Origin of the sequence: Nonomuraea sp. NPDC049152, assembly GCF_040648355.1 — a bacterium.
Classification (GTDB): Bacteria; Actinomycetota; Actinomycetes; order Streptosporangiales; family Streptosporangiaceae; genus Nonomuraea.
Genome location: NZ_JBEZDO010000004.1, coordinates 290,081 through 315,637 on the forward strand (window position 1 = coordinate 290,081; position 25,557 = coordinate 315,637).

23 protein-coding genes and 2 pseudogenes are annotated in these 25,557 nt (G+C 71.4%); 10 read left to right on the forward strand and 15 right to left on the reverse strand.

The annotated features are described in order from the left end of the window. Window positions 1-48: 48 nt before the first annotated feature. From AB0B45_RS10255 to AB0B45_RS10265, 3 genes and pseudogenes are all read right to left on the reverse strand, one after another. A pseudogene (locus tag AB0B45_RS10255) lies at window positions 49-192 on the reverse strand (helix-turn-helix transcriptional regulator); the annotation flags it as partial. A gap of 103 nt (window positions 193-295) precedes the next feature. Then, window positions 296-472 carry a hypothetical protein gene (locus AB0B45_RS10260; RefSeq protein WP_358128067.1) on the reverse strand — a complete coding sequence of 59 codons (177 nt, stop codon included), beginning with the start codon at window positions 470-472 and terminating at the stop codon, window positions 296-298. A gap of 19 nt (window positions 473-491) precedes the next feature. Further along, the gene (locus AB0B45_RS10265; protein ID WP_358128069.1) at window positions 492-1,439 is read right to left on the reverse strand and encodes a helix-turn-helix domain-containing protein; all 948 of its coding nucleotides are present in this window, start codon (window positions 1,437-1,439) and stop codon (window positions 492-494) included. Window positions 1,440-1,510: 71 nt separating this feature from the next. On the opposite strand from AB0B45_RS10265, the gene AB0B45_RS10270 reads away from it, so the two are divergent. Together AB0B45_RS10270 and AB0B45_RS10275 are read left to right on the forward strand one after the other, a co-directional pair. Next, window positions 1,511-1,834 carry a cupin domain-containing protein gene (locus AB0B45_RS10270; RefSeq protein ID WP_358128071.1) on the forward strand — a complete coding sequence of 108 codons (324 nt, stop codon included), beginning with the start codon at window positions 1,511-1,513 and terminating at the stop codon, window positions 1,832-1,834. 39 nt (window positions 1,835-1,873) lie between these two features. Then, entirely contained in the window at window positions 1,874-2,497 is a 624-nt protein-coding gene (locus tag AB0B45_RS10275; protein ID WP_358128072.1) for a YigZ family protein, read from the forward strand. A 5-nt stretch (window positions 2,498-2,502) separates the two neighbouring features. Here AB0B45_RS10275 and AB0B45_RS10280 read toward each other — a convergent pair whose 3' ends face one another. After that, on the reverse strand, window positions 2,503-3,720 hold the full coding sequence (locus AB0B45_RS10280; RefSeq protein ID WP_358128074.1) for an isochorismate synthase: 1,218 nt from the start codon (window positions 3,718-3,720) through the stop codon (window positions 2,503-2,505). A gap of 176 nt (window positions 3,721-3,896) precedes the next feature. Here AB0B45_RS10280 and AB0B45_RS10285 point away from each other — a divergent pair, with 176 nt between their 5' ends. Beyond that, window positions 3,897-4,715 carry a GDSL-type esterase/lipase family protein gene (locus AB0B45_RS10285; protein ID WP_358128076.1) on the forward strand — a complete coding sequence of 273 codons (819 nt, stop codon included), beginning with the start codon at window positions 3,897-3,899 and terminating at the stop codon, window positions 4,713-4,715. On the opposite strand, the gene AB0B45_RS10290 is transcribed toward AB0B45_RS10285, so the two are convergent. Continuing rightward, entirely contained in the window at window positions 4,678-5,424 is a 747-nt protein-coding gene (locus AB0B45_RS10290) for an HNH endonuclease family protein (protein WP_358128077.1), read from the reverse strand. The genes AB0B45_RS10285 and AB0B45_RS10290 overlap by 38 nt on opposite strands. A 248-nt stretch (window positions 5,425-5,672) precedes the next feature. Here AB0B45_RS10290 and crcB (AB0B45_RS10295) point away from each other — a divergent pair, with 248 nt between their 5' ends. From crcB (AB0B45_RS10295) to AB0B45_RS10305, 3 genes are read left to right on the forward strand one after another with little or no spacing between them, the layout of a single operon-like run. Next, entirely contained in the window at window positions 5,673-6,098 is a 426-nt protein-coding gene (crcB, locus tag AB0B45_RS10295) for a fluoride efflux transporter CrcB (RefSeq protein WP_358128079.1), read from the forward strand. Between the two features lie 43 nt (window positions 6,099-6,141). Further along, on the forward strand, window positions 6,142-6,501 hold the full coding sequence (gene crcB / locus AB0B45_RS10300; RefSeq protein ID WP_358128081.1) for a fluoride efflux transporter CrcB: 360 nt from the start codon (window positions 6,142-6,144) through the stop codon (window positions 6,499-6,501). Window positions 6,502-6,547: 46 nt separating this feature from the next. Continuing rightward, window positions 6,548-7,450 carry a trypsin-like peptidase domain-containing protein gene (locus AB0B45_RS10305; RefSeq protein ID WP_358128083.1) on the forward strand — a complete coding sequence of 301 codons (903 nt, stop codon included), beginning with the start codon at window positions 6,548-6,550 and terminating at the stop codon, window positions 7,448-7,450. Between the two features lie 29 nt (window positions 7,451-7,479). Here the strand turns inward: AB0B45_RS10305 and AB0B45_RS10310 are convergent, their stop codons facing one another. From AB0B45_RS10310 to AB0B45_RS10325, 4 genes are all read right to left on the reverse strand, one after another. Beyond that, complete coding sequence (locus AB0B45_RS10310; RefSeq protein ID WP_358128085.1) at window positions 7,480-8,835, reverse strand: glycosyltransferase family 4 protein; 1,356 nt, start codon at window positions 8,833-8,835, stop codon at window positions 7,480-7,482. 120 nt (window positions 8,836-8,955) lie between these two features. Beyond that, window positions 8,956-12,027, reverse strand: coding sequence for a PDZ domain-containing protein (locus AB0B45_RS10315; RefSeq protein WP_358128086.1), 3,072 nt, complete (start codon window positions 12,025-12,027; stop codon window positions 8,956-8,958). A gap of 75 nt (window positions 12,028-12,102) precedes the next feature. Further along, window positions 12,103-12,225: a hypothetical protein gene (locus AB0B45_RS10320; RefSeq protein ID WP_358128088.1), complete on the reverse strand. Its 123-nt coding sequence runs from the start codon at window positions 12,223-12,225 to the stop codon at window positions 12,103-12,105. An 88-nt stretch (window positions 12,226-12,313) separates the two neighbouring features. Then, the gene (locus AB0B45_RS10325; RefSeq protein ID WP_358128090.1) at window positions 12,314-14,332 is read right to left on the reverse strand and encodes an Rv2578c family radical SAM protein; all 2,019 of its coding nucleotides are present in this window, start codon (window positions 14,330-14,332) and stop codon (window positions 12,314-12,316) included. 132 nt (window positions 14,333-14,464) lie between these two features. On the opposite strand from AB0B45_RS10325, the gene AB0B45_RS10330 reads away from it, so the two are divergent. Beyond that, window positions 14,465-14,752 (forward strand): DUF3040 domain-containing protein, encoded by a 288-nt coding sequence (locus tag AB0B45_RS10330; RefSeq protein ID WP_358128092.1) that lies wholly within the window; start codon window positions 14,465-14,467, stop codon window positions 14,750-14,752. Window positions 14,753-14,791: 39 nt separating this feature from the next. Here the strand turns inward: AB0B45_RS10330 and AB0B45_RS10335 are convergent, their stop codons facing one another. Further along, window positions 14,792-18,049: a BTAD domain-containing putative transcriptional regulator gene (locus tag AB0B45_RS10335; RefSeq protein WP_358128094.1), complete on the reverse strand. Its 3,258-nt coding sequence runs from the start codon at window positions 18,047-18,049 to the stop codon at window positions 14,792-14,794. Window positions 18,050-18,201: 152 nt separating this feature from the next. Here AB0B45_RS10335 and AB0B45_RS10340 point away from each other — a divergent pair, with 152 nt between their 5' ends. Further along, window positions 18,202-19,080, forward strand: a complete 879-nt coding sequence (locus tag AB0B45_RS10340; protein ID WP_358128096.1) for an alpha/beta hydrolase — start codon at window positions 18,202-18,204, stop codon at window positions 19,078-19,080. Window positions 19,081-19,280: 200 nt separating this feature from the next. Here AB0B45_RS10340 and AB0B45_RS10345 read toward each other — a convergent pair whose 3' ends face one another. Beyond that, complete coding sequence (locus AB0B45_RS10345; RefSeq protein WP_358128097.1) at window positions 19,281-20,108, reverse strand: SDR family oxidoreductase; 828 nt, start codon at window positions 20,106-20,108, stop codon at window positions 19,281-19,283. 111 nt (window positions 20,109-20,219) lie between these two features. Between AB0B45_RS10345 and AB0B45_RS10350 the strand changes: the two genes are divergently transcribed. Together AB0B45_RS10350 and AB0B45_RS10355 are read left to right on the forward strand one after the other, a co-directional pair. Continuing rightward, on the forward strand, window positions 20,220-20,720 hold the full coding sequence (locus tag AB0B45_RS10350) for a helix-turn-helix domain-containing protein (RefSeq protein WP_358128099.1): 501 nt from the start codon (window positions 20,220-20,222) through the stop codon (window positions 20,718-20,720). Then, window positions 20,717-20,908: pseudogene (locus AB0B45_RS10355) on the forward strand (DNA-3-methyladenine glycosylase I); the annotation flags it as partial. The gene AB0B45_RS10350 and the pseudogene AB0B45_RS10355, both read left to right, overlap by 4 nt. Before the next feature lie 40 nt (window positions 20,909-20,948). Here AB0B45_RS10355 and AB0B45_RS10360 read toward each other — a convergent pair. The 4 genes from AB0B45_RS10360 to AB0B45_RS10375 all read right to left on the reverse strand — a co-directional run bounded on the left by AB0B45_RS10360 (window position 20,949) and on the right by AB0B45_RS10375 (window position 25,483). Continuing rightward, on the reverse strand, window positions 20,949-22,568 hold the full coding sequence (locus AB0B45_RS10360) for a penicillin-binding transpeptidase domain-containing protein (protein ID WP_358128101.1): 1,620 nt from the start codon (window positions 22,566-22,568) through the stop codon (window positions 20,949-20,951). 49 nt (window positions 22,569-22,617) lie between these two features. Further along, entirely contained in the window at window positions 22,618-23,271 is a 654-nt protein-coding gene (locus AB0B45_RS10365) for a lysophospholipid acyltransferase family protein (RefSeq protein ID WP_358128103.1), read from the reverse strand. 461 nt (window positions 23,272-23,732) lie between these two features. Continuing rightward, entirely contained in the window at window positions 23,733-24,965 is a 1,233-nt protein-coding gene (locus tag AB0B45_RS10370) for a WD40 repeat domain-containing protein (RefSeq protein ID WP_358128104.1), read from the reverse strand. Beyond that, window positions 24,962-25,483 carry a SigE family RNA polymerase sigma factor gene (locus tag AB0B45_RS10375; RefSeq protein ID WP_358128106.1) on the reverse strand — a complete coding sequence of 174 codons (522 nt, stop codon included), beginning with the start codon at window positions 25,481-25,483 and terminating at the stop codon, window positions 24,962-24,964. Before AB0B45_RS10375 ends, AB0B45_RS10370 begins: the two co-directional genes overlap by 4 nt. Window positions 25,484-25,557 lie beyond the last annotated feature (74 nt).

Below are 25,557 nucleotides of genomic sequence, written 5' to 3' on the forward strand. Positions count from 1 at the left end.
GACCCGGCCCTGCTCGTCCGACTCGCCCGGCTCGACCAGGCCGTCGCGCTCCATGCGGGACAGCGTCGTGTAGACCTGGCCGATGTTGAGCGGCCAGGTCGCCCCAGTCGACGCCTCGAATTCCACCCGCAATTGGTAGCCATGCCGGGGCCCCCTGCTGAGCAGGGCGAGCAGCCCATGCCTGAGCGACATGGATACTAAGTATGCATACGCAGTATGTGCTTCTCAAGGGGATTCGTCGTATTTGCACAGGACGCCCGGTCCGCCGCCTGCAACAGGTGACAGAGGCCAATGCTCAGCTGCCGGCGGCGGCCTTCTTCGCGGTGGTGGAGGCGGTGGCCTGGGCGCGGGCCTGGGCCGGCCGGTAGGACTCGGCGCCGGTCTCGATGATGTTGCCGCGGAAGCCGGCCCGCCAGGTTGCCGGTGTCGGTCGCGTCGGTACGGCTGGGCCTGAGCCACGCCTTGTCGCCACTGCCAACGTGAGGAGGCGGTCACCAGCGGAAGGAGCGGCGGTAGGCGGCGGGAGTGGTGCGCAGGGCGTCGTGGAAGCGCCTTCGCAGGTTCGTCGCCGACGACAGGCCGACCCGCGCCGCGATCGTCTCGACCGGCAGGTCGGTCTCCTCAAGCAGCGCCTGCGCCGCCGCCACGCGACGGGAGAGCAGCCACCTGCCGGGGCTGGCGCCGAGCTGCTCGGCGAACCTCCTGGCCAGGGTGCGCGAGGAGATCCCCGCCCTGGCCGCCAGGTCGTCCACCGTGAGCGGCTCGTGCAGCCGTTCCGCCGCCCAGTCGAGGACGGGTGCCAGCGAGTCGGGGACCCTGCCGGTGACGCTCGTCGCGGCGTACTGCAGCTGCCCGCCCTCCCTGTGCGGCGGCATGATCATGTGCCTGGCCACCTGCGCGGCGTAGGCGGCGCCGTGGTCGGCGCGGACCAGTTGCAGGCACAGGTCGATGCCCGCGGCGGTGCCCGCGCTGGTGGCGATGTCGCCCAGGTCGACGTACAGGATGTCGGAGTCGACCTCGACCAGGGGGAAGCGGGCCGCGAGCTCGGCGGCCATCCGCCAGTGGGTGGTGGCCCTGCGATGGTCGAGCAGTCCGGCCTGGGCCAGCAGGAAGGCGCCCGAGCAGATCGAGACGATCCGCGCCCCGCGCCCGTGCGCCCGCAGGAGGGCCTCGACGACGTCCGCGGAGACAGGGTCGCAGGGCCGCTGCCAGCCGGGGACGACGACGGTGTCCGCGGTGTCCAGTGCCGCCAGGCCCGCGGCCACGTGCATGTCGTAGCCGGCCAGGGTCGGCACGGGCCCGGGGCGCTCGGCGCAGACGCCGAAGTCGTAGTGGACGGGCAGGCCCGGCCGCCGCACCCCGAACACCTCGGCGGCGCAGGCCAGCTCGAAGGTGGACTGCGGGGGGAGGACGAGCGCGACGACCCGGTGAAGGCCCATGGCAGGAAAGTACCTCAAGGTGTCAATCCAGACGCTGGGCCGGGGGAGCGGGGGCCGAGAGGATGGACGGCATGGATCACACGGACAATGACATGCGGGTGCTGCACGTGGACGAGGTGGAGGCCGTCGAGGTCGTCCCTGGGATCGTCAGGCGGCGGCTGCCGGCCACCGAGCGAGCCCGCGGCTGGATGTACGACTTCGCGCCGGGGACCGAATGGCCGGAGGTGGACCTCCACGAGGGGGAGGAACGCTACTACGTGGTGTCGGGGGAGTTCATCGACAACGGGCACCGGCTCGGCCCCGGCAGCTACGTGGTGTTCGGGCCTGGCAGCACGCACCGGCCGCGCACGGAGACGGGCGCCCGGATGCTCGGCATCAGCATCCCGCCCGCCTGACCCGGTCGCGAGCCAGGGCCGGGGCGCTAGCCTGAGCCGGTGGCCCTTCCCTACCTCACCCTGAGAACCCGCGCCGAGCACGAGACCGAGGTCAAGAGGTCACGGTTCATCTGCGCGATGGCGCCGGCGGAGAGCGTGGAAGCGGCCGCGGAGTTCATCGCCGAGCGGCGCAAGCTGCACCCTGGCGCCACCCACAACTGCACCGCCTACGTCATCGGCCAGCGGCTGCAGAAGGGCGACGACGACGGCGAGCCGGGCGGCACCGCCGGCACGCCGATGGTGCAGGCGCTCGTGGGGCGCGGCTTCAACGACGTGGTCGCGGTGGTGACGCGCTACTTCGGCGGCGTGCTGCTCGGCGCGGGCGGCCTGGTCAGGGCGTACGGCTCGGCCGTGACCGAGACCCTCGACAGGGTGGAGCCCGTGCGGATGGTGCCCGCCAGGCTCGTGCGGGTGTCGGCCGGCCACGAGCAGGCAGGGCGGCTGGAGAACGACCTTCGCGCGTCGGCGTATCCGGTGCGCGAGGTCGGCTACGGGGCCGAGGTGTCGTTCTCCGTGGCGGTGGGGGAGGACCAGGCGGCCTCCTTCACCGACTGGGTGGCCACGCTGACCGCGGGCAGGGCCGTGGTCGCGGTGGAGTCGGCCATCCACGTTCCCGAGGAGTGAGGGGCTCAGCCCTCCAGCGCGTACTGCATGACGCGGAACTTGGTCTGCGCCTCGGCGAGCTCGCTGGCGGGGTCGGAGGTGCCCATGATGCCGCAGCCGGCGAACAGGCGGGCGCGACGGCCTTCGACGATGCCCGAGCGCAGCGCGATGCCCCATTCGCCGTCGCCGTGTGCGTCGATCCAGCCGACGGGGCCCGCGTAGCCGGCCCGGTCCATGCCTTCGAGCTCGCGGATGAGTCTGATGGCGGTGGCGGTGGGGGTGCCGCCGACGGCGGCGGTGGGGTGCATGGCGGCGACGACGTCGAGGACGGACGCGCCGTCGGCGAGGGTGCCGGTGACGTGGCTGGCCAGGTGCTGGAGGTTGGGCAGGACCAGGAGCTCCGGCTCGTCGGGCACGTTGAGCCTGGCGGCCAGCGGGGTGAGCGCCTCCCGGACGGAGGAGATGGCGCACTCGTGCTCGTGCCGGTCCTTCTTGGAGGCGAACAGGGCCGCGCCGCGGGCGATGTCGTCGGCGGGGTTGGTTCCGCGGGTGGTGGTGCCGGCGAGGACGAGTGATTCGATCTGCTGGCCGGTGCGGCGGATGAGCAGTTCGGGGGTGGCGCCGACGAGTCCGGCCACGGAGAAGGTGTAGCAGTCGGGATAGCGGTCGGCCAGGCGGGTGAGCAGCAGGCGGACGTCGATGGGGCGCTGCGCGGTGGCGGTGAGGTCGCGGGCGAGCACGACCTTCTCCAGCTCGCCCTCGCGGATGCGCTGGGAGGCGCGGGCGACGATGGTCTCCCACGCGGGCGCGGTGAGGCTGCCGTCGCCGTAGCTGATGCGCCCCGGGTCGGTGATGGGGGTGGGCGGCTCCATGGGTTCCGGCTCGCCGATGGTGGTGACCCAGGCCTGCCCTCCGCGCCGGGCCAGCACGGTCCGGGGGATGACGAGGGTCGAGCCGGGTGAGTTCTCGTCGAAGGTGAAGGTGCCGAAGGCGACGGGGCCGATGCCGCCGCGGGTGTGGGCGTCGCCGAAGACGGAGGCGAGCCACTGGCGTGCCCATGCGAAGCGGTCGGGGCCCGGGGGCACCGTGACCTTGGCGGCTTCGCCCCATCCGGCGAGGCCCTCGCCGTGCCGGATCCACGCGTAGGGGGTGGTGGAGGGCAGCCTGGAGAGCAGATTGCCGGGGTCCCCGATCGGGATGGTGCGAACCGGCAGAGGGCGGGTTATTCCGAGCGCGACACTCACTCAAGACATGCTATGCCGGAACTGAACGTGTTCGATTCAGGCCCCCCATCATGCCCTGCCTTGGGGGAAAATTCGGACACCCAGTGGTATAGGGCTCAACCTGGTTGTGTCAAGCCTCGATAGGAAGTGGGTTCGGGTCGTGGCCTGGCCTGGCGGCGATCCCTACCTTGGTGACCATGATCCTTCGTGTCCTCGCCGCTGTGATTCTGGTCTCCGGGTCCGGGCCTGTGGCAGCGGAGCCGGTCCCCGAGGTGATGGCGGCGCTGGGCGATTCGGTGAGCGCGGGGTTCAACGCCTGCGGCTGGTACGTCTCGTGCACGTCGCGCTCGTGGTCGGCGGGCGACAACGCGCAGGTGCGCAGTCATTACGTACGGCTGGCCGAGCGCGGCCCGGCGCTGCGGGGCCACAACCGCAACTTCGCCTCGCCAGGCTCGACCAGCGCCGACCTGATGGGCCAGGTGGACAAGGCGATCGCGGCCAAGGCCGGATACGTGACGATCCTGCTGGGCGCCCAGGACGCGTGCGTGCGCACGGAGGAGGCGATGACGCCCGTCGCCGTCTTCAGGCAGCGGGTGCAGGCGGCGCTGGGCAGGCTGCGCGCGGAACTGCCGCAGGCGCGGGTGTTCGTGGCGAGCATCCCCGACCTGCGCAGGTTGTGGAGGGTGGGCAAGGACAACGCGCTCGCGCGGACGTTCTGGGGGCTGGGAAGGATCTGCCAGACGATGCTCGCCAACCCGACGTCGACCAAGCGGGCCGATGTGCGGCGGCGGGCGCACGTGCGGGCCAGGGTGATGGAGTTCAACGACGAGTGGGAGCGGGCGTGCGAGGCGTACGGCCCGCAGTGCCGTACGGACGGGGGAGCGGTGTTCTCCTATCCGTTCGCGCTGGATCTGGTGAGCAGGTGGGACTACTTCCATCCGAACGCCGACGGGCAGCGGGTGCTGTCCGACATCACGTTCAAGAACGGGTTCGACTGGTCTGACGACACACTCTGAGCATGGTGGCCTTGTCGGCTCTGGTGACTGCCAGGCCGTACCTCAGCACGACCTGGGCGAAGCGGACGGCATAGGCGCAGCGGACGCGGCGCTGGGGCGGCAGCCACGAGGCCGGGCCCGAACCGCCCTTGGCCTCGTTGGTGTCGCCGTCGACGGGCAGCAGGTTGAGCGGGTCGTTGGCGAAACGCAGCCGTTTGGCGGCCGGCCAGCGGGCGGCGCCCATGCGCCAGCCGTAGGACAGCGGGACGACGTGGTCGACCTGGATGTCGTCGGCGCGTTTCTTGCGCCAGACGATGGTGCGCCCGGTATAGGGGTCGTCGAGGTTGAGCGCGACGACGTCGCAGGAGGAGCCCTTGCGGTAGGACAGGTCGTGGCCGTCGCGGGCGAGCAGGTCGTCGCGGGTACGGCAGCCGTTGCCCGCGTACGGCAGGTCGGCGGCGGTGTCGGCCCAGTTGTCGCCGTAGCGGCCGCGGCTGTAGCCGGTCTTGGGGCCCATGCCCCTGACACGTAACCGGCTGATGAGGTTTCTGGCGTCGGTCCTGTCGCCCTCGCGGGTGATGGGGGCCAGGCCTGGGCGGGTGCCGTCGGGGTTGTCGAGCGGGATGGCCGCGGCCGTGGCCGGTTGCCCGGGTTGACCGGGGTGCCTGCCCAGAAGCGCGGCGACGAGTACGGCGGCGGCCAGCACGGCGACCGCGTCCCGAGTGCTCAAGTGGCGCCTCCCGGCCATCCATGGGCACAGGCTGAGTAAATTCCCACTTCACCGGGATTTGACACAGGAGCGGCGGTCTCGGGATGAAGCGGGTGATGACGTGAGAGATGTGGCGGGTGATGAGGTGAGGGGGGGCCGTCTCGGGTGGTGCGAGGGGCCCCGGCGGCGAGGATGGGAGCTCGCGGGCGTCGGCTTGTGACGAGAGCGGACTTCCCCGGGTGGCGGCGAGAGTGTGCGGGAGGTGTGGGATGGGGCCGAACGACCCCGGGCTCGGTGACAAGGCGGGGCCGCCGCGATGGCGGGTGCCGGCGGCGATCGCCGTGGGCGGGATGGCGGGGGCGCTGGCACGGTACGGGCTGGGAGTGGCGTTTCCCTCGGCGGCGGGCGGGTTCCCCTGGACGACGTTCGCGATAAACGTGCTGGGGTGCCTGTTGATCGGGGCCCTCATGGTCGTGGTGACCGAACGGCCGGGTGTGCATCCGCTGACGCGTCCGCTGCTGGGCGTGGGGGTGCTGGGCGGGTTCACCACGTTCTCGACGTATGTGGTGGAAGCGCACCGGTTGATCGCCTCGGGCGCCGTCGTCGTGGCGCTGGTCTATCTGGTGGCCACGGTGCTCACGGCGGTGACGGCGGTGCTGGTGGGGATCCGCCTGGCGCAGGCGGTGCTCAGATGAGCGGCCTGCGCGCGGGCGTCCGGCCGGCGTGGGTGGTGGTGCGGTGAGCGTGCTGCTGGTGGCGGTGGGGGCCGCGGTGGGCGCGCCGCTGCGTTATCTCGCGGACCGATGGGTGCAGGCACGGCACACGTCGGCCTTCCCGTGGGGGACGCTCGCGGTGAACGTCGCGGGGTCCGCGGTGCTCGGTTTCCTGGCGGCGGCGCAGGTGTCGTCGGGGGTGATGGCCCTGGCGGGCACGGGTTTCTGTGGCGCGCTGACGACCTGGTCGACGATGGGGTACGAGACGGTACGGCTGGCCGAGGAGGGGATGCGCCCGCAGGCGGTGGCCAACGTGGTCGTCAGCGTCCTGGCGGGGCTGGGGGCCGCGGTGGTCGGTGGGGCGATGGCGATCGCAATCGGGTGAAGCACGAGTTACCGTGTAATCGTGTAATTCACTCGGGAGGTCTCGTATGTCCGATCCCCTCGACGCCTACTCCCGCGCCGTCTCCTCCGTCGCCGCCGAGCTGATGCCGAAGGTGGCCAGCGTGCGCGCGGGCAGGGGCAGCGGCTCGGCGGTCGTGTTCACCGCCGACGGGTTCCTGCTGACGAACGCGCACGTGGTGGGCTCATCCAGGGCGGGGACCGTGGCCTTCGGCGACGGCTCGGCCGGTGACTTCGTGCTGGTGGGCCGCGATCCGCTCTCGGATCTGGCGGTGATCAGGGCGCAGGTGGCGACGCCGCCTCCCGCCGCTCTGGGCGACAGCGACGGCCTGGTGGTGGGCCAGCTCGTGGTGGCGGTGGGCAACCCGCTGGGCCTGGCGGGTTCGGTGACCGCGGGCGTGGTCTCGGGGCTCGGCCGGTCGCTGCCGGTGGGCGGGCGGCTCATCGAGGACGTCATCCAGACCGACGCCGCGCTCAATCCCGGCAACTCCGGCGGGGCGCTGGCCGACTCGCAGGCCAGGGTGGTGGGCATCAACACGGCCGTGGCGGGGGTCGGGGTGGGCCTGGCCGTACCCATGAACTCCACCACGCGGTCGATCATCGCCGCGCTCATCAGTGACGGCAGGGTGCGCCGCGCCTTCCTCGGGCTGGTGACCTCGCCCGCGCCGCTGCCCGAGGCGCTGCGGGCGCGGACGGGGCAACGGCAGGCCCTGCGGGTGATGGAAGTGGTGTCGGGCTCACCCGCGGCGCGGGCGGGGCTGCGGCCCGGCGACCTGGTGTTGAGCGCCGGACGCAGCCCCGTGGGTGACGCGCAGAGCCTTCAGCGGCTGATGTTCGCCGAGGCGATCGGGCGGCCGTTGCCGATCACGGTGTTCCGCAACGGCGCGCTGGTGGATGTCATCGCTGAACCGGTCGAGCTGGAGACGGTCTGAGGGCCGGAACCGGTTCGCCGGCCTGAGCGTTATGCGCCGGCCTGAGCGGATGCGCCGGCCTGCGTGGACTCCGCGGCCTGGGCGGATTCCGCGGATTCCGCGGTCTGAGCCGGTACGGCGGGAGCCGGCTTGACGTAGGTGCCGTTGCGGCGGGCCAGCAGTTCCTCCAGCAAGGCGTCCCACTTGGCGCCGATCGACTCCACGTCGTAGGTGGCGGCGGTGGCCAGAGCGCCCTCGGCCAGCCGGTGGCGCAGCTCCTCGTCCTCGATGACGCGGATGAGGGCGGCGGCGAGGTTGGCGTTGGTGCGCGGTTTGACCAGCAGCCCGTCGACCTCGTTGGTGATCATCTCCTTGGGGCCGTGCGGGCTGTTGAAGCTGACGATCGCCAGCCCCTTGGCCATGGCCTCCAGGATGGTCATGGGGAAGCCCTCGTGTCGGGAGCTGAGCGCGAAGATCGAGGCCCTCTCCAGTTCGGCGCCGACGTCGTTGGTGGGCCCCGGCAGCTCGACCTTGTCCTGCAGCCCCGCCTCGACGATCTGGGCGCGCAGGTTGTCCTCCTGCGGTCCGGCGCCGAAGATGCGCAGGGTCCAGTCGGGGTGGGCGGCGGCCACGGTCTCCCACGCGGTGATCAGGCGGTGGAAGCCCTTGAGCCTGGTCATCCTGCCGACGGCGACCACGACCTTGTTCTCCAGCTTGGAGATCTGGCCCGTCATGGGCGGCACGGCGTTGGGGATGCGGGCCAGCTTCCTGGGCTTGCGCCGCAGCGTCTCGCGGTAGTCGCGCAGGTCGGCCTTGGTGAGGGTGACCAGCGCGTCGAAGTTGCGGTAGCGGCGCTTGATGAGCGCCTGCACCTCCTCCGGCTGGCCCTGCAGGGCCACGTGCTCCTGGCCGATCGTGATGACGCTCGGCAGGGCCAGCTGGGCGAGGGCAAGGTTGAGCCCCGGCCTGGTGGCCATGATGACGCCGGTGTCCACCGAGCGGATCCATCTGGCGAGCTGCACGTCGGTCCACACGTTGAAGCGGTGGTAGGCCGCCTCCTGCGGCGGGATGAGCTTGCTCGGCATCTTCGACAGCCGGCCGCGCAGGCCGGTCCGCGGCACGAGCCTGTCGTCGAGGAAGCGGAACTTCACCCTCGGGTCGATGGGGAAGAACGGCTCCTCCGCCTCCTTGAGGATGGAGACGATCTCCACGTCGTGCCCGGTGGAGGCCAGGTAGCTGGCCAGGTTGAAGACCGTCCTGATGGTGCCGCCCATGCCGTACGCGTGCAGGAGCAGGATCCTGATCTGGTGCGTGGACGGGGGTGGCGCGGCGCGTTCGCGCCTGCGGTTGTTGGCCTCGAGCAGCCGGTAGACGGCCGCCTTGCCCTTGCCTGCCAGTGCACGCACCTGTGAGAGTCCCCTTCTCGTACGCCTCCGGGCTCACGCGCTTGTCTGTCCCCGTGGCGCGTTCCCCCGCTTTCGCCCTTTAGACGCTCCAATGAGGTGGAAGGTTGCAAACTCTGAACATCAGCTGTGAAAGATCCGTTCCATCGCGAGATCGATGGCTTTCTCTAGTTGCGTGTCGATCCCCCGGGCATAGTCCTGTGGGGTGATATCGACCTCTAGGTCCGGATCTGTTCCATAATTCTCTACCCTCCTGTCTCCTTCGATGAAGGTGAAGGAATATTCCGGCTGGGTGGTGAGCGTGCCGTCGGCCAGGCGGTGGCGGGGCCAGATGCCGATGACGCCGCCCCACGTGCGCTTGCCGATCAGCGGGCCGAGGCCGAGCAGCTTGAAGGTGTGGCTGAAGATGTCGCCGTCGGAACCCGCCCACTCGTTGGTGATGGCCACCAGCGGGCCGCGCGGCGACTCCGGCGGATAGGGCTCGGGGTCGCCGTGGCGCGGATGCTCGTAGCCGAGGCGGCGGCGGGCGAGCTTGTCGAGCAGGAGCGCGGAGACGTTGCCTCCCGCGTTGAACCTGACATCCACGATGAGGGCCTGGCGGTCATACTCGGCCAGGTAGGCGCGGTGGAACTCGCCGAAGCCCGCGGTGCCCATGTCGGGGATGTGGACGTAGCCGACGCGGCCCGCGCTGCGGTGGTGACAGCGGGCGCGGTTGAGGTTGACCCAGTCGCGGTAGCGGCCGGGCTGCTCGTCGGCGATGGCGCGGACGGTCGCGGTGAAGGTACGGCCCTGCCTGGCGAGCGTGAGCTCCACCTCCTGGCCTGCCTGGTTGACCAGCGCCTGGTTGGGGGTCATGGTCTCGCCGACGGGGATGCCGTTGACGGCCAGGAGCGCGTCGCCCTGCCGTACGTCGACACCGAGCCTGTTGAGCGGCGAGGTGGCCTGCGGATCCCACGGGTCGCCGTGGACGATGTGGCCGATGACGTAGGCGCCGTCGTGGTAGTCCCAGTCCACGCCGAGCTTGCCCTGGGTGTAGTCGGGGCCGGGCCGGTACTCGCCGCCGCTCTCGTAAGCATGGCTGGTGCCCAGCTCACCCTGTAGCTCCCACAGCAGGTCGGAGAACTCGCCCCGGGTGGTGACGCGGTCGACCAGCGGCAGGTAGCGGTCGTAGACGGCCTGCCAGTCGAGCCCCGCCATGTCGGCGGACCAGAAGTTCTCCCGCTGCAGTCGCCACGCCTCGCGGAACATCTGCCGCCACTCGGCCTCGGGGCTCAGGGAGACCTTGACGCGGGACAGGTCGATCCATCCGCTCCGCCTGGAGTGCCCCTCGTCGTCGTCGGGGACCTCGGTCGCCTTGAGCAGCCGCAGCCGGTCGCCCGCGCGGTACAGCAGGCTCTTGTGGTCGGCGGCCAGCACGAAGTCGCTGACGTCCTCGGCGAAGGTCTCGTTCTTCTGCTTGTCGAAGTCGAACAGGTGCAGCGTGCCGTCGTCGGCCTCGATCGGGCTGGACAGGATCAGCACCTTGCCCTTGAGCCCCGCCAGCCGCTCGTAGCGGCCCTCGGGCAGCGGAAAGGAGGTGATCCGGTACGGCAGGCGCTCGACGTCCACGACCAGCTCGCCGGGCTCGTCGCCGTCCTCCTCGTCCTCGTCGTCCTCCTTCGCGGAGAGCGGCCGTGGCCGGGGCACGAACGGCGAGGGCACGTCGTCGCGCAGGGCGATGGCGTAGGGCCTGGTGCCGAGAGGGAAGCCGAGGTCGAACTGCAGCGCGTCGTAGACGGGGTTGAAGACGCGCTGGCCGATGAAGTAGAGGTAGTCGCCCCCGGGATCGAAGGCGGGACCGAAGTCCTTGAGCACAGGCTGGGTGGCGGCCACCGTGCGGCCCGAGGGCACGTGGTGCAGCTTGATGGCGGTGTGCTGGGCGCTGGTGGGCGAGGTGTAGGCGAGCCAGCGGCCGTCGGGCGACCAGGCGGGGTCCTCGATCGCGGCGTGCTGGTTGACTTCGACGAGTGTGGTGGTGCGCTGGGCGAGGTCGACGACGTGGAGCTCGTGGCGGTGGTTGGTCAGCGCGATCAGCTCGCCGGCGGGCGCGGCGACGAGGTCTGTGACGCGTCCGGTGTCCAGCTCGTCGAGGCGGGTCTGGCTCCTGCCGTCGAGCAGGACGAGTACCTCGCGGTCGCCGTCGTCGCTGACCGCGGCCACCAGTCCGCCCCCGCTGGACCAGGTGAGGAAGCGGTAACGGGCGCCGTCGACCTTCCCATGCTGGTGGACGGGCCCCTCCCAGCCGGCGAAGGTGTAGGCCTTGCCGCGGGTGGTGATGGCCAGCGCGCTGCCGTCCGGGCTCGGGCTCGCGCTGTCGAGGTAGTCGGCGGCATCGACGAAGCGCCTGTTGCGCTGGGTGCGGGAGCTGGCCAGCAGCACCTCCACCTGCCTGGCCTCACCCTCCGGCTCCAGGACGTAGAGGTCGCCCGCCGCGTGGTAGACGAGCGTGTGACCGTCGCTGGACAGGTTGCGCGCGTAGTAGTCGCGGTGATGGGTGTGCTTGCGCAGGTCGGAGCCGTCGGGCGCGCAGGAGTAGACGTTGCCGGTGCCCTCGTGGTCGGACAGGAAGCAGACCCGCTCGCCGCTCCAGCACGGCGAGGCCAGGTTGCCCGGCAGGCTGATCAGCCGCCGCCAGTCGCCCTGCCCGGTCGGGTCGATCCACAGGTCGCCGACCGTGCCGCCCCTGTAGCGCTTCCACCTCGCAGGGTCGGCGGTGTTGCGGCCCAGCACGATCATGTCCCGCGGTCCGTGGCTGATGCTGGTGGCGGGCCCGTACGGCAGCCGCTCCGGCATCCCGCCGGGCCGTACCCTGTGCAGCCACTTCTGCCCCTCGAACGGCTGCTGGCCGTCGCTGGCGTACAGCACCCTGTCGTGCGGGTCCCAGCCCGTGACCGTGCAGCGCGCGCCGTGGAAGGTGACCCGCCTGGCCGCCCCGCCGCCCGCGGGCATGACGTAGACCTCCTCCGGGCCCTCCTCCCTGCCGACGAAGGCGAGCTGGTCGCCGCGCGGAGAGAAGCGCGGGTAGCCGGCCTCGGCCAGCCCCGCCGTCAGCCGGAAGGCCCTGCCTCCCTGGGCGGGGACCATCCACAGGTCGTCCTCGGCGGCGAAGACGACGACGTCTTTGAAGATCGCTGGGAAACGCAGGTAGGCCGTCATGATCGCTCCGTGATCAGGCAGCCGGGCGGGCGCCCGGCTGCCTGATCATGATCGCACCGTCGTGGCGGGCGGAAACTACTGGCCTTCCGTTTTCTTGTTGGCCTCGCGTTTGGCGTTCTTCGACGCCCGTGTGGCCTTGATGGTCGCCTTCTTCGCCTTGCCGGTCTTGGCGGCGGGTTTCTTGCGCGGCTCTGCCATTGCTCTTTACCCCCGACTGCTCTTACTCACGTCGTATCGCCCATTATTCGGGCATCACCGGCGTTAGTACCCAAATGGCTAGTTAATCTCACAAAAGGGACAGTTGCTCTGGCTCGGGTGCCTTGTCCGGCTTTATCCGCCAGCCGGGGGAGCGCCCGATCCCGAAATGCTCGGCCAGCTGTCTGACGTGCGCCGACACCCTGTCCTGGTAGGCCTTGGGCGCGTAGGCGCCCCTGCCGTACAGCTCCAGGTAGCGCGGAACCAGGCGCGGATGCTCGCGCGAGAGCCAACCGAGGAACCACTCGCGCGCCCCCGGGCGCAGGTGCAGCACGATCGGCGAGACGTGGGTCGCGCCCGCCGCCGCGATCTGGCCGACCGTCTCCTCCAACTGCTCCGGCGCGTCGGACAGGTAGGGCAGGATCGGCGCCATCAGCACACCGCAGGCGATGCCGCTGTCGTTGAGCCGCCTGCACACCTCCAGCCGCCGCCTCGGGTTGGGAGTTCCGGGCTCCACCGCCCGCCAGAGCCCCTCGTCGAGGAAGCCCACCGACACCGCCCCGCTCACCTCGGTCACCCGCGCCGCCTCCACCAGCAGCGGCAGGTCGCGCAGGATGAGCGTGCCCTTGGTGAGGATGGAGAAGGGGTTGGCCGCCTCGGTCAGCGCCGACAGGATGCCGGGCATCAGCCGGTAGCGGCCCTCGGCGCGCTGGTAGCAGTCGACGTTGGTGCCCATCGCCACGTGCTCGCCGCCCCAGCGCGGCGCGGCCAGCTCCTTGCGGGCCAGTTCGGCGGCGTTGACCTTCACCACGATCTTGGAGTCGAAGTCGTGACCCGCGTCGAGGTCGAGGTATTCGTGGGTCTTACGGGCGAAGCAGTTGTGCGACACGACCCCGTCGGCGATGAAGTCGCCGGTACCGGTCGTGATGTCGTACATCGGCAGATCGACACCCAGCGGCTCGATCGACACCACCCGCAGATCGGCCGTGGTCGTCACACCCGCGCCCTCGAGGCCGGGCTCCCACGCGCTCGTGGGGCCGACGGTGTGAAGGAAGCGCAGCCGCTCGCCGGGCCCGCCGCCGAGCATGAGACCGAGCTCATCCAGGCAGCGTGTGATCAACCCGCTGTCGCCACCGCTGAACCCGAGCCCGGGGCCGTGCCTGTCGAAGGCGCCCGCCAGAAACCCCTTGGCCCATTCACGCGAGGGAATCCCCGCCCCCTCCGCGACCCGCGAACCAGCGGTCCCCTCCGCGATCCAGGGACCGGCTGCCCTCTCCTGGCCGTTCGTCGCTCCCACGCCCGCCGTCGGTTCTTCGCGGCCTCCCGGTCTCCCGGCGTCGCGCCCCATCGCCGCCAAGTGGCCGCGACGGTAGTCGTCGTCCCGCTTCGGCGGCTCGGCGAAGCGCCCCATGCCGACCAGGGTGTCCTCGCTGGTGAGGACTGGCCGGGCGCCGTTCGCGGCCACGTGGCGCCAGCCGTCCGTGCCGTCATGGGTCGGGTCGTTCGTGGCCGTGCGGCGCGAGCGGTCTGTGGCGTCGTGTGTCGGGTCGTTCGTGGCCGTGTGGCGCGAGCCGTCCGTGGCCACGTGTCCCAGGTCGTTCGTGGCCACGTGGGTCCGGTCGTCCGTGGCCACGTGGCGCCGGCCTCGGCGCGCGGCGGCGAGGAAGCGGTGGTCGCCGCTGGCCACCAAGGTGGTGCCGTCGGCGAGGGTGATCCGGTAGGCGGGCTTGACAGTCGGCCAGTGGGCGAGGACCTCGGTGACGACGTAGCGCCGTACCCCGCCGGTCTCCGCCGTACCGATGATCAGGTCGCCTGGCCGCAGGTCGGCGATGGGCTTGGTGTCCCCGTCGGCCATGAGCACGGGAGTGTCGCCCACCAGGCAGTAGGTGCAGGAGTGGCTGCATCCCCTGTAGGGGTTGATGGTGTACGAGAAGGGAACCCGGCTGGCCGCCGGGACCTTGTTGATGATGGATTTCGCCTGGATCTCGTAGAACGTCATCCCCTTGAACTCGGGGGTGTCGAAGGTGCGGGCCACCGCGCCGCGAGCGAACAGCGGCACGGCGGAATCGTCGTCGCCGGCGTCGGTCAGACGCAGGTTGTCCCAGCGCATGACATGATTAGAACGCGCATTCGATAATGATCGCAACTGGAAAGAGGCTGTAATTCGCAGCCCTTGGAACGGATAATGATCTTCACGGTTGGGCAGGAAACGGGACACGGAGCTTGCGTTCGGAGGTGCTCTATGGCCTGGTCGCAGGACGAGGAGCGGATGCTCGCACAGATCGAGCGCCACCTCGTCGACGAGGATCCGCGACTCGTCGCGCGGCTGGAGTCGTTCAACGACCGCGTACGGCGCGGCGAGGAGTCCGAGCGCCGCCGCGCAGCCAAGGCCAACGGCGAGCAGCTCCCCAAGCAACGCCCGCGCCGCTCGACCATCATCATCGTGATCAGCTGGCTGCTGATCGCCACCCTGGTGGCCACGCTGCTCGTGCTGGTCCTGCGTCACGAGGCTGCCGCGCTGGCCTTCTAGTGTGCTGGTCCTGCGTCACGAGGCCGCCGTGCCCGCGTTCTAGCGTGCGGACGGCGCCGGAGGACGGCGAAGCGGTGCGGCCTTCTCGGCGACCACCGCCGCCTGGCGGTGGTGCTCCCGGGCCTCCGCCGACCGGCCCAGAGCGGTGGCGAGGCGGCCGAGGTAGCCTGCCACGGGGCCAAGGGTGAGCAGGCCGCTGCCCGCACCGGCGAGTTCCCCGGCGGCGGGCAGCAGGTCGGCGTAGACCCGCTCCATCGTCGGCCGGTCCCGCACGCCGATGGCGGTCATCGCCGTCAGGCAGGTCCGCGCCTCGTAGAGCAGGTCGTGGGGCGACTCCGGCACGGCCTGTGCCGCGACCAGTGCCCCCGCGTGATCGCCGGCGGTGAGCAGGCCGAGCGGCCGTACCCAGTCCAGGTAGGGCCCCCAGTCCGCGCCCAGGTCCACTTCGGCCGGTCGGCGTTCCTGGATGCGCAGGCACAGCAGGGCAAGCTGCAGGATTCCCTTCTCCATGCCCCACATGCCGGTGCCGCCGAGCCGGGCCGCCGCGGTCCGGTATCCGGTCTCGGCCTCCACGGTGCGCCCGGCCGCCGCCAGCCGGAGCGCCGCGTACCAGTCGGTGAACACCCCGACCAGCGGGAGCTCGTGGCGTTCGGCGAGCCGGTCGGCCGCCGCCGCGTGCTCGTCGGCCGTGTCGAACTCGGCCGGCGCCGCGTGCGCCTGGATCAGGATGAGGTGGCCGAGCACCTCGAACGTCACCAGGTCGTGTTCGGCGGCCAGCGCGACCAGTTCTCTGCCGATCGCGGCGCGTTCCCGCGCGAGCCCGGCGCGGCCGAAGGTGTGCATGAACCGCCCGTTCAGGGCGAACGCCAGCAACGCCGGATCACCCAGGCGACGGGCGATGGACTCCGCTTCCCCTGCCGCCTCGGGGCCCCGCGCGGATCCGGTGCCGCGCAGTTCCATGGCGAGCGTGCTCAGCAGGCGTCCACGTTCGGCGGTCAGGTGGTCCGGCAGGGCGGTGAGCGTGCGTTCGGTGACCGCGACGACCTGTTCGGCCATCGTGGGGTCGTCGTTCGCCGTCCAGATTCCCGGCACGTCGAACGCCCCGATCACCCTGGCGGTCAGCTCGGGGTCACCGAGTTCCTCGGCCACGGTGATCGCGTCGGCGCGGTGCCTCCTGGCGCTCTCCAGGTCACCGGTCACCGCGAGTGCCCGCACCAGGCCCATGACCAGTTCCAGCCTGATCCGCACGTCACCGGCGGCCGAACGGTCGTGCGCGGCGATCGCCGCCCGCCACAGCCGGACGGCCTCGCGTGGCGCGAACCGGCGTTCCGCCTGCTCGGCCGCCGCCCCCGCGTAGCGGGCCGCGCGGGCCGCCGCCGACCGGCTGTCCGCCAGCAGGAAGTGGTGCGCGAGGGTCGCCACGTCCGCGGGCCGCAGCCGTTCGACGGTCTCGGCGACCGTGGCGTGCCAGCGCGCCCTGCGCGCCATGGACACCTCCTCGTACAGGGTGTCCCGTACCAGGGCGTGCGCGAACCGCGACCGGTCCGGCCCGCACTCGACCAGGAACCCCATGAGCAGCGCGGAGTCCACCGTGTCCAGGACGAGGTCCTCGTCGCCCGCCAACGGGATCAGCAGATCGAGATCGACGTCCCTGCCGATCACCGCGGCCTGCCGCAGGACCGTGCGAGTGGCCTCGGGCAGGGCCGCGAGCCGGTGCCGGATGACGTCCCGGACTCCAGCCGGTACGGCGGACAGCGCCGTGCCCCCCTCGGTGTCGAACAGCCGGGCCAGCTCACGCACGAAGAATGGGTTGCCGCCGCTGCGTTCGTGGATCACCCGCACGGTGTCCTCGGCCACGTCCCGGTGAGCGGTCGCGCGGACCAGGTCGGCCACCGCCGTCTCCGGCAGCCCGCCGAGGTAGACCCTGGCGGGCTCGGCGCGAGCCGCGCGGCCGAGCAGTTCGGCGAGCCCGGAGGAGATCTCGGTGGTCCTGAACGTCCCCACGATCAGCATTGGCTGGGCCACGGGCTCGGTGACCAGTGTGGTGAGCAGCGCCAGCGTCTCCTCGCCCGACCGGTGCAGGTCGTCGAGGACCAGCAACAGCGGGCCACGCCCGGCCACACCGCCGAGATAGGACATGACAGCGCGGTGCACCAGGAACCGGGCCGCCGCGGGGTCGTCAGGGCCGGTCGGCGGACCGTTCGTCGCCGGGGCCTGAGGATGGCCCGCCTCGGTGAGCCTGCTGAGGATCTGGGTCCACGGCCAGGCGGCGGGCGCCCCCTCGTGCTCGGGGTTGCGGCCCCATGCCGTGGTCCAGCCCCGGTCCGCCAAGGTCGCGGTCAGCGCCTCGGCGAGGGCGGTCTTGCCCGCGCCCGCGTCGCCGGACACCAGGGCCAGCCCGAGCCTGCGCCCGGCCAGTACGGTCGCCGCGGCCGAGGTCAGCTGTGCGAGTTCGGACTCGCGCCCGACCAGCAGGGGACGGACCGGGGCCTCGGCCGGTTCGGCGCGTACGGGCGGCGGGCCAGGAACCGGCGCGGTGAGCCCGGGGGCATGGGCGAGGATGTCCGCCTCCAGTTGCCGCAGCTCGGGCCCTGGGTCCACGCCGAGGTCGGAGACCAGGGCCGCCCTGGCCCTGCGCAGGGCGTCAAGGGCGTCGCCCTGCCTGCCCGCCCGATACAGGGCGAGCGCTAGCAACCGCCAGGCGTGCTCGCGCCACGGGTGGTCCGCCACGTGAGCCAGCAGGTCGGCGGCCACGGCGGCGGCCCGCCCCAGCGCGAGCGCCGCCTCCGCGCGCCGCTCCACGGCGAGCAGTCGCAGCTCGTGCAGGCGGGTGATCTCGCCACGGGCCCAGTGCTCCTCGGCGAACTCCGAGTAGGCGGGCCCCCGCCACAGGGTGAGCGCGGTGTCCAGCCTGGTCAGCGTCTCCCCGGATCGCCCGGCCGCCAGCAGTTCCCCTGCCTCGGTCAGCGCCGACTCGAACCGCCAGGCGTCCACCGCGTCGGGCGCGGCCCGCAGCGCGTAGCCGGGGGCCTCGGTCACCAGCAGGCGGGCGGGTGTCCTCGGTGGCCGGTCCGGCTCGATGGCCTGGCGCAACGCGGCGACGAATGTCTGGATCGCGCCGACCGCGCCCGGAGGCGGGTCCTCCCACAGATCGTCCACGAGCAGCCGGACAGGGACCACCCGCCGCCTGGCGATCAACAGCCGGGCCAGCACCGCCCGGTGCCGTGGACCCCGCAGCCGGACCGGTCCGTGCCCGCCCTCGGCCACCAGTGGCCCGAGCACGCCGAACGTCACCACCGGCCGGATCACCTCCCGGCACAGACTCTAGCCCGGCCGGTGGACAACAACGCCCTGGTCAGCGCGTGCTGATCGGTTGCTGATTCGCGGCTGGCACGCTCGTGGCAGCCGGTCACCGTACAGGCCGGAACCGACTTGAGAAGGGCTTCACCGTGGCACCGAGGATCACCGGATTCGACTACCAGCGCGTCCCCGTCGCCGAGGGAGTGGCGGTCAACGTGGCCGTCGGCGGCTCGGGCCGCCCGATCGTGCTGCTGCACGGCTTCCCTCAGACGCATCTCATGTGGCGGCACGTGGCCGCCGATTTGGCCGCCGACCACACCGTGATCGTGCCCGACCTGCGCGGCTACGGTGACAGCGACAAGCCCGCCGACCACGACGGGCAGACCTACGCCAAGCGCGCCATGGCCGCCGACGTCGTGGCGGTCGCGAAGGCCTTCGGACACGAGCGGTTCGCGCTGGCCGGGCACGACAGGGGAGCGCTGGTCGCCATCAGGGCCGGTCTCGACCACCCGGACGCCGTCACCCACCTGGCGTCCCTGGACGTGCTGCCGACCCTGGACACGTGGGAGGTCATGCGGGGTGCCTCGGCCGCCGTCGGGTTCCACCTCTTCCTGATGGCTCAGCGGCCAGGCCTGCCCGAACTGATGATCGGCAACAGCGCCGACGCGTTCTTCGGCCACTTCCTGGACGTCTGGACCAGGGACCAGGACGCGATCCCCGCCGACGTCCGCGCGGCCTACCTGGCCGCTTCCCGTGAGGCGGTCACGTCGATCGTCGCGGACTACCGCGCGTCGGCGTCCGTAGACATCGAGCACGACACCGCGGACCGGGAGGCCGGGAACCGGCTGCGGATGCCGGTGACCGTGCTGCAGCAGGACTGGGGCGCCGCGCTGGGCTTCGACGCCGAGGCGCTATGGCGGGCGTGGGCCCCCGACCTGGTCCACCGTACGGTGTCCTGCGGGCACTTCATGGCCGAGGAGGCGCCCGCCGACGTGGTCAAGGCGCTGCGCGACCTGATGACCAGGTGAGGATGTACGGCTTGAGCTCCCGGCGACCACCTGCCGGGCATCGACCCCTGCCCCGGCTCGCGTCCCTCGCGGGGGTTCCAGGTGGCGCGTCCTCCTGAAGCCGCCCGCTCACGTCCTACGCGCGGTGTGCCGCCAGGTATCGGGTGATCGACTCGGGCGACGCGGCGGGGTGGATGTCGTTCATGGGGCCTTGTGGAAGGTCACACCGTGGGGACGGTGCCGCCGTCGATGACGTGCTCGGCCCCGACGATCGCCGAGGCCCGGTCGGAAACGAGGAAGGCGACGAGTTCGGCCACCTCCTCCGGCCGGTCGGGACGGCCGAGCGGGATCCCGCCGAGCGAGTCCATGAGCCGCCGCAGCGCCTCCTCCCTGCCGATGCCGGCCTCTGCGGCGATGCGTTCGACCAGGTCGTCGGCCGCGCTCGTCCGGACGAAGCCGGGCGCCACGCTGTTGACGCGGACGCCGTGCGGGGCGACCTCATTGGCCAGCCCCTTGCTGTAGGTGGTCAGCGCCGCCTTGGCGGCGGCGTAGGCGAGCGTGCCGTTGAACAGCGGCATCCGGCGCTGGATCGAGCTGACGTGCACGATCGCGCCGGAACCCCGTTCGATCATCCCGGGCAGCAGGCCGCGGTCCAGCCGCACGGCGGCCAGCAGGTTGACGTTGAGCTCGGCGAGCCAGTCCTCCTCGGTGAGCGCGGCGAACCCGCCCGCGGGCGCGTCGGAGCCGCCGACGTTGTTGACGAGGACGTCGATGCCGCCGAGGCGGTCCAGCGCCTGGCCGACGACGGTGGCCGCGCCTTCCGGCGTGGCGACGTCGGCGGCGACGAACAGCTCGGGATCGGCGTCCGCGGGCCTGCCACGGGCGGTCACCATGACCGTGGCGCCCGCCTGGGCCAGCCGCCGGGCGATGGCCAGGCCCGCGCCCTTGGTCCCGCCGGTGACCAGCGCCCGCCTGCCCGCCAGGTTCTCGCCAGGGACGGGCGGGTTTCCTGAGGGGGCTGGCTGGTCGTCGTGAAGCGAGGTGGACATGCGAGGTGTCCGTTCTGTGCGATCGGGGGCGGTGGAGCGCCCCGGTCGACTGACTGCTAAAATAGAAGCAAGTAACTTCGACTCTAGCAGTCACTGGGTGGAGGACGGCACATGGCGAGCCGGATCAGACTCGAAGACAGGGAGTGCCCGCTGTCGACGACCGTGGCGCACGTCGGAGAGTGGTGGACGCTGCTGATCCTCCACGACTGCTTCGACGGCTACACCCGCTTCGACCAGTTCCAGGAGAACCTCGGCATCTCCTCCAGCATGCTCACCACCAGGCTGAAGGCGCTGGTCGGCGACAGGCTGCTGGAGCGCAGGCCGTACCAGACCAACCCGGCGCGCCACGAGTACGTCCTGACCGACCTCGGCCGCTCGCTGCGCCCCGTCATCGTCGCGCTGGCCGCGTGGGGCAATGCGCGCCTGGCCCCCGACCAGCGCAGCATGATCCTGGTCGACGCCGCGACGGGCGAGGAGGTGGAGCCCGTCGTCGTCGACGCCGCCACGGGCAGGAGGCTCGACGACAGCGAGGCCTTCGTCTACACCTCGGGCCCCGCCGCGGGCCGGGCCATGCGCACCCGCTACCCCCGCGATGTAAAGGAGCGGCCATGAGCACCGATCAGCGCTGCCCGTGGGCGCGGTCGTCCGCGCTCATGGCCGCCTACCACGACGAGGAGTGGGGCCGGCCCTCACACGACGACGCCCACCTGTTCGAGCTCCTGCTGCTCGAAGGCACCCAGGCGGGCCTGTCACGGTCGACGGTGCTCAGCAAACGGGAGAACTACCGCAAGGCCCTCGATGCCCCGCCAAGCGATAGCACATCGGGGCGGGCCTGGCGGATCAGGGCAGCGAGGAGGTCAGCCCCCGCAGGAAAGACGCCGCGACGGGCGCGGCGACCTTGCCGCCGCCGCCACCGCCCTCCACGACCACCGCGAAGGCCACCTCGCCCCTGTAGCCCATGAACCACGCGTGGGAGGGCAGCTCGGGGCCGGTGCCGTACTCGGCGGTGCCGGTCTTGCCGCGAGTGCCCTCGGGCAGGCCCGCCGCCTTGGCGGTGCCCTTGGTCACCACGGCCTCCATCATCGCGCGCAGGTTCTCGGCCACGCCGTCCGGCAGCTTCACCTCCGCCGCCTTCTGCTTCAGGTCGGGCACCAGCGTCGGCGGTCGCCAGGTGCCGTCGGCCAGCGCGGCCGCCACCGAGGCCATGACCAGCGGGCTGGCGGTGATCCTCGCCTGGCCGAAGGATTCGGCGGCGAGCTCGGCGTCGGACTGGGCCTTGGGGAAGCTGGCCTTGGCCGCGGGGACGCCGATGGCGAGGGGCTGGTTGAAGCCCACCATCTCCGCGGCCTTCAGCAGCTTGTCGGAGCCGAGCCGCTCGGCGGCCATCGGGGCGATGGTGGTGTTGCAGGAGTAGGCGAAGGAGTCGGAGAAGGTGAGCGAGCCGTACTCGGCGTGCTCGGAGTTGCGCACCTTCAGCCCGCCGATGGTGGCGAACTTGGGGCAGCTCACCCGCTCGGTGGGGGAGACGCCCTCCGACAGCAGGCCGAGCGCGGTGACGGCCTTGAACGTCGAGCCGGGCGGGTAGCGGCCGTCGAGCGCCCTGTTGAAGCCGCCGCGGTTGTTGACGACGGCGAGGATCTCGCCCGTGCCGTGCCGTACCGCGACCAGGGAGGTGGGCTTGGGCAGGTCGCGGACGGCGGCGACGGCCGCGGCCTGCACCTGCGGGTCGAGCGTGGTCTCCAGCGGCTTGCCGGCCGCGCCCTTGATCGTCGTGAGGACCTTGTCGCCGAGAAGGATCTTGGTGGCGGGGGTGCCGGCCAGCCGCTTCTGGAAGTTCTCCTGCAGGCCGCCGCGGCCGATCGCGTCGCCCTCCTTGTAGGAGGGGCCGAGCTTGGCGACGTCCTTGGCGGTGGCCTTGTCGAGGAAGCCGACCAGCTGCTGCACCGAGCCGCCGACCGACCCCGTGTCGATGCGCTCGCCGGAGGAGTCGGTGATGGCGCCCCGCTGCGGCCAGTCGGTCTTCAGCTTGAAGGCGGCGGTGCCGGTCATGGAGGGGTGCACCGTCTTGGGCGACCAGTCGACCTTCCACGCGCGGTCGGCGACCTTGAGGTCGATCTGCCCGGTGTAGGACCAGTCGCCGATGTTCTTCAGCGCGAGCGTGGCGGTGTAGTCGGCCGTGGCCCTGTCGTCGCCGTGGTCGACGACCTTCCCGAGGACGATCGTCGCGCGCTCCACGTTCAGGCCCTTGCGCTGCTGGTCGTAGGCGGCCAGCGACTGCGGCGCGGCCAGCTCGGCCATCATCTTCAGCGTGTCGTCGGCCTGCCAGGCCGCCGCGAAGCGCCTGGCGGTCTCCTCAGGAGAGCCGCGGGTGTGCAGCAGCCAGTACGCGCCGCCCGCCGCGGCCCCCACCGCCAGCACCGTGACTCCCGAAACGATCGCGATCGTACGGCCACGCGCCACGAGTCATCCCCCATGTCCTCGATTGGCCCCCGAGCTTAGCGGCGGCGATTCACGACATGCCAGCCTTGACGCTCGCGGCGTAAGCGGCGACGTACTCCTGCCCCGACAGCTTCTGGATCTCCACCATGATCTCGTCGGTGACCCTGCGCCGGTCACGGGCGTTCCTGTAGTCGCCCTCGAACGTCATCGGCGCGCCGATCTTAATGCCGATCTTCGCGAAGCGCGGCACTTTGGCGCCGGTCGGCAGCACCTTCTCCGTGCCCGACAGCGCCACGGGCAGGACAGGGGCGCCCGTCTTCAGCGCCAGCCACGCGACGCCGATCTTGCCGCGGTAGAGGCGGCCGTCGGGGGAGCGGGTGCCCTCCGGATGGATCCCGAACAGCTCGCCCCGCTCCAGCAGCTCGGCCGCCCCGTCGAGCATGGCCTGCGCGGCCGTGGCGGTCTCGCGGTCGGTCGGCAGGCTGCCGCCCAGGCGCATGAACCATTGGGAGAGCGGGTTGCCGGAGAAGTACTCGCTCTTGGCGGCGAAGGTCACGTGGCGCGGCAGGAGAGCGGGCAGCAGGAAGGAGTCGATCACCGCGAGGTGGTTGGCCGCCAGGATGGCGGGGCCCTTGGCCGGGACGTGGTAGGCGCCGGAGATGTGCGGGCGCCACATCACGTGCGCCATCGGCGCGGCGACGAACTTCACCATCTGGTACAGCAACGGCTCTCCTGGGTCGTGTGGACGGCGAAGCCAACCCTAATGCGCCACGCGCCACCCTAGGTCCTCGCACGACGACGGCGCCCCACCCGGTGGGTGGGGCGCCGTCGTGACGATCAAGGCCGCTGTGGCGGTCGCCTCCTCGGCGAGATGCACAACACGGCTCCAGCCGAACGGTATTCCGTGAAGGCGGTAATTTGCGGCCCGGGGGACACAGACCACAGCGGCCTTGTCGACTCTAACGGACATCCGGTGGTCGCTATTCCATCCAGCCCCAAGAGTCAGTCACGATCGGCCTCCCCGGGGCCGCGCGAAGCGGGAAAAGCGCAGGTCGCCGCCCTCGATACGGCTTTGGCATAACGGGAAGGGAATTCAGTGCCGACCGGGTGCCGCCCGGAGTGGAGACAACCACGTCATCGACCTTCACCGCGCGTCCACTGCTCGTAGGTGGCCTCCCGCACGCCTCAGCGGCGGGCGAAGAGCGGCTCCCACGAGCCCGGCTGCTGGCTGTTCTCCCTGAACCCGGTGAGCGGCACCGCCCGGCCGCCGTCGGCGTCGACCAGCAGCAGGCGGTTGCGGAACTCGCTGCCCTGGCAGCCGTCCATGCCCTTGAGCTCGCAGGCCCAGGTGATCACCTTGTCATCGCCCGACCAGGCGACGGACTGCTCGATCCAGTGGCCCGCGACGGGCTTGAGCTGCGTGACGCTCCCCGTGGCCACGTCCGCCAGCGCCACCACCGCGCTCTTGTCGGGGGCGTCCGACGCCAGCGACCGGCCGCTCGGCGACAGCCCTGCCTCCTCGTGGCTCTCGGCCACCTTCGGCGGGGCCTCGTGCGGCCTGCCCTCCAGGTCGTAGAACCGCTTGGTGAGCGACTCCGAGCTGTTCTGCTCCCAGATCAGCGTCCCGTCGTCGCTCCAGCGCAGGTCGTTGCGCCAGGGGATGTCGTCACCCGAGGCCAGCGGGTGGAAGGAGGCCTGACCGTCGGCCAGGTCCACGACCGTGAAGCCCGTGCGGGGGGCGGGGACGACGTCCGACGACCCGCTCTCGTCGATCACGCCCTGCTCGTTGGGGTTCGAGGCGTAGCTGGACAGCAGCAGCCTGCCCCCATCGGGAGACCACTCGACAGAGGAGACGGGCCGTTCCAGGTCGACCCACTTCACCTGACCGTCCGGGCTCAGCACGCCGACCCTGCGGGCCTGCTGCTCCTCCAGCACCGCGACGTATCCGCCGGGGGCGACGTCGACCACGGCCCATGGAGTCTTCTCGTAGGTCGCCGTGGCGGGGTTGTAGAGGTACCACGTCTGCTTGACGATCTGCCGCTTGTCGGAGATCTTCTCGTGGTCCCAGACGAAGTAGGCGTACATGGCGACCTCAGGGGTCGCTATCAGCTTGGTGGGCGGGGAGGCGTCAGGGTCGGCCGACAGCTCCCCGGGCTCAGGGAGCACGATGGCCGGGCCGTCGGCGGTCAACCCTCTGCCCGCGAGGAGCACGCTGGTCTCGCCGCCGCCCCCGTGGAGCGCGGCTGGAACGGTCATGGCGGCCGCCACGACGGCCGCGGTGGCCCCTGCGATCACCGCGAACGTCCTGATCCGGTTCCGCCTGCGCCTGCCGAGCGCCCGGTCGGCGAGCCCCTCGGGCACTCGTGCCTCGTCCCCCCACTGGCCGAGGGTCTCCCTCACGACATCGTCGATCGTCATGCCATCGCCTCCCCGATCATGTTGTACGGCTCGGCCAGCTCGGGCGCGAGGGTCCTGAGCCTGGCCAGCGACCGATGGGCGGTGCTGCGCACGGTCCCCACCGAGCAGCCGAGCACCGCCGCCACCTCCGCCTCCGGGAGGTCCTCGAAGTAGCGCAGGACCAGCACGGCCCGCTGCCGCCGCGTGAGCCTGGCCAGGGCACGCCGTACGACGATGCGCGCGTCGACGGCGTGGGTGGCGTCCTGGACGGCCCAGTCCGGCGGCTGCGCGACCGCGGTCTCCCGCCTGCTCCCTGCCCGCCGCCACAGGGACACCTGGTCGCGGTACATCACCTGGCGCACGTAGGCCTCCGGCTCCTCCACCGTGCGCCACCTGGCGACCGTCTTGGCCAGCGCGCTCTGGAGCAGGTCCTCCGCCGCGTGCTGGTCCCCACCGGTCAGCAGGAAGGCCAGGCGCATCAGCGCGGGGGAGCGCGCCGCCACGAAGTCGCGGAAACGTCGCTCTGCTGCGGCGTCCACGATCACCTCCACAGTTCGGTTGTCGTCCTAGAGACGCTCACCGGGTGTCGGTGCTATGCCGGTCTCGTGGACCG

Bases quoted from the DNA above. Each gene is read 5' to 3' on its own strand.
- AB0B45_RS10265 (WP_358128069.1), bottom strand. From the start codon at position 1,439: ATGGGCCTTCACCGGGTCGTCGCGCTCGTCCTCCCCCCGCAGTCCACC.
- AB0B45_RS10270 (WP_358128071.1), top strand. From the start codon at position 1,511: ATGGATCACACGGACAATGACATGCGGGTGCTGCACGTGGACGAGGTG.
- AB0B45_RS10285 (WP_358128076.1), top strand. From the start codon at position 3,897: ATGATCCTTCGTGTCCTCGCCGCTGTGATTCTGGTCTCCGGGTCCGGG.
- crcB (WP_358128079.1), top strand. From the start codon at position 5,673: ATGGGGCCGAACGACCCCGGGCTCGGTGACAAGGCGGGGCCGCCGCGA.
- AB0B45_RS10305 (WP_358128083.1), top strand. From the start codon at position 6,548: ATGTCCGATCCCCTCGACGCCTACTCCCGCGCCGTCTCCTCCGTCGCC.
- AB0B45_RS10315 (WP_358128086.1), bottom strand. From the start codon at position 12,027: ATGACGGCCTACCTGCGTTTCCCAGCGATCTTCAAAGACGTCGTCGTC.
- AB0B45_RS10320 (WP_358128088.1), bottom strand. From the start codon at position 12,225: ATGGCAGAGCCGCGCAAGAAACCCGCCGCCAAGACCGGCAAGGCGAAG.
- AB0B45_RS10325 (WP_358128090.1), bottom strand. From the start codon at position 14,332: ATGCGCTGGGACAACCTGCGTCTGACCGACGCCGGCGACGACGATTCC.
- AB0B45_RS10330 (WP_358128092.1), top strand. From the start codon at position 14,465: ATGGCCTGGTCGCAGGACGAGGAGCGGATGCTCGCACAGATCGAGCGC.
- AB0B45_RS10345 (WP_358128097.1), bottom strand. From the start codon at position 20,108: ATGTCCACCTCGCTTCACGACGACCAGCCAGCCCCCTCAGGAAACCCG.
- AB0B45_RS10350 (WP_358128099.1), top strand. From the start codon at position 20,220: ATGGCGAGCCGGATCAGACTCGAAGACAGGGAGTGCCCGCTGTCGACG.
- AB0B45_RS10370 (WP_358128104.1), bottom strand. From the start codon at position 24,965: ATGACGATCGACGATGTCGTGAGGGAGACCCTCGGCCAGTGGGGGGAC.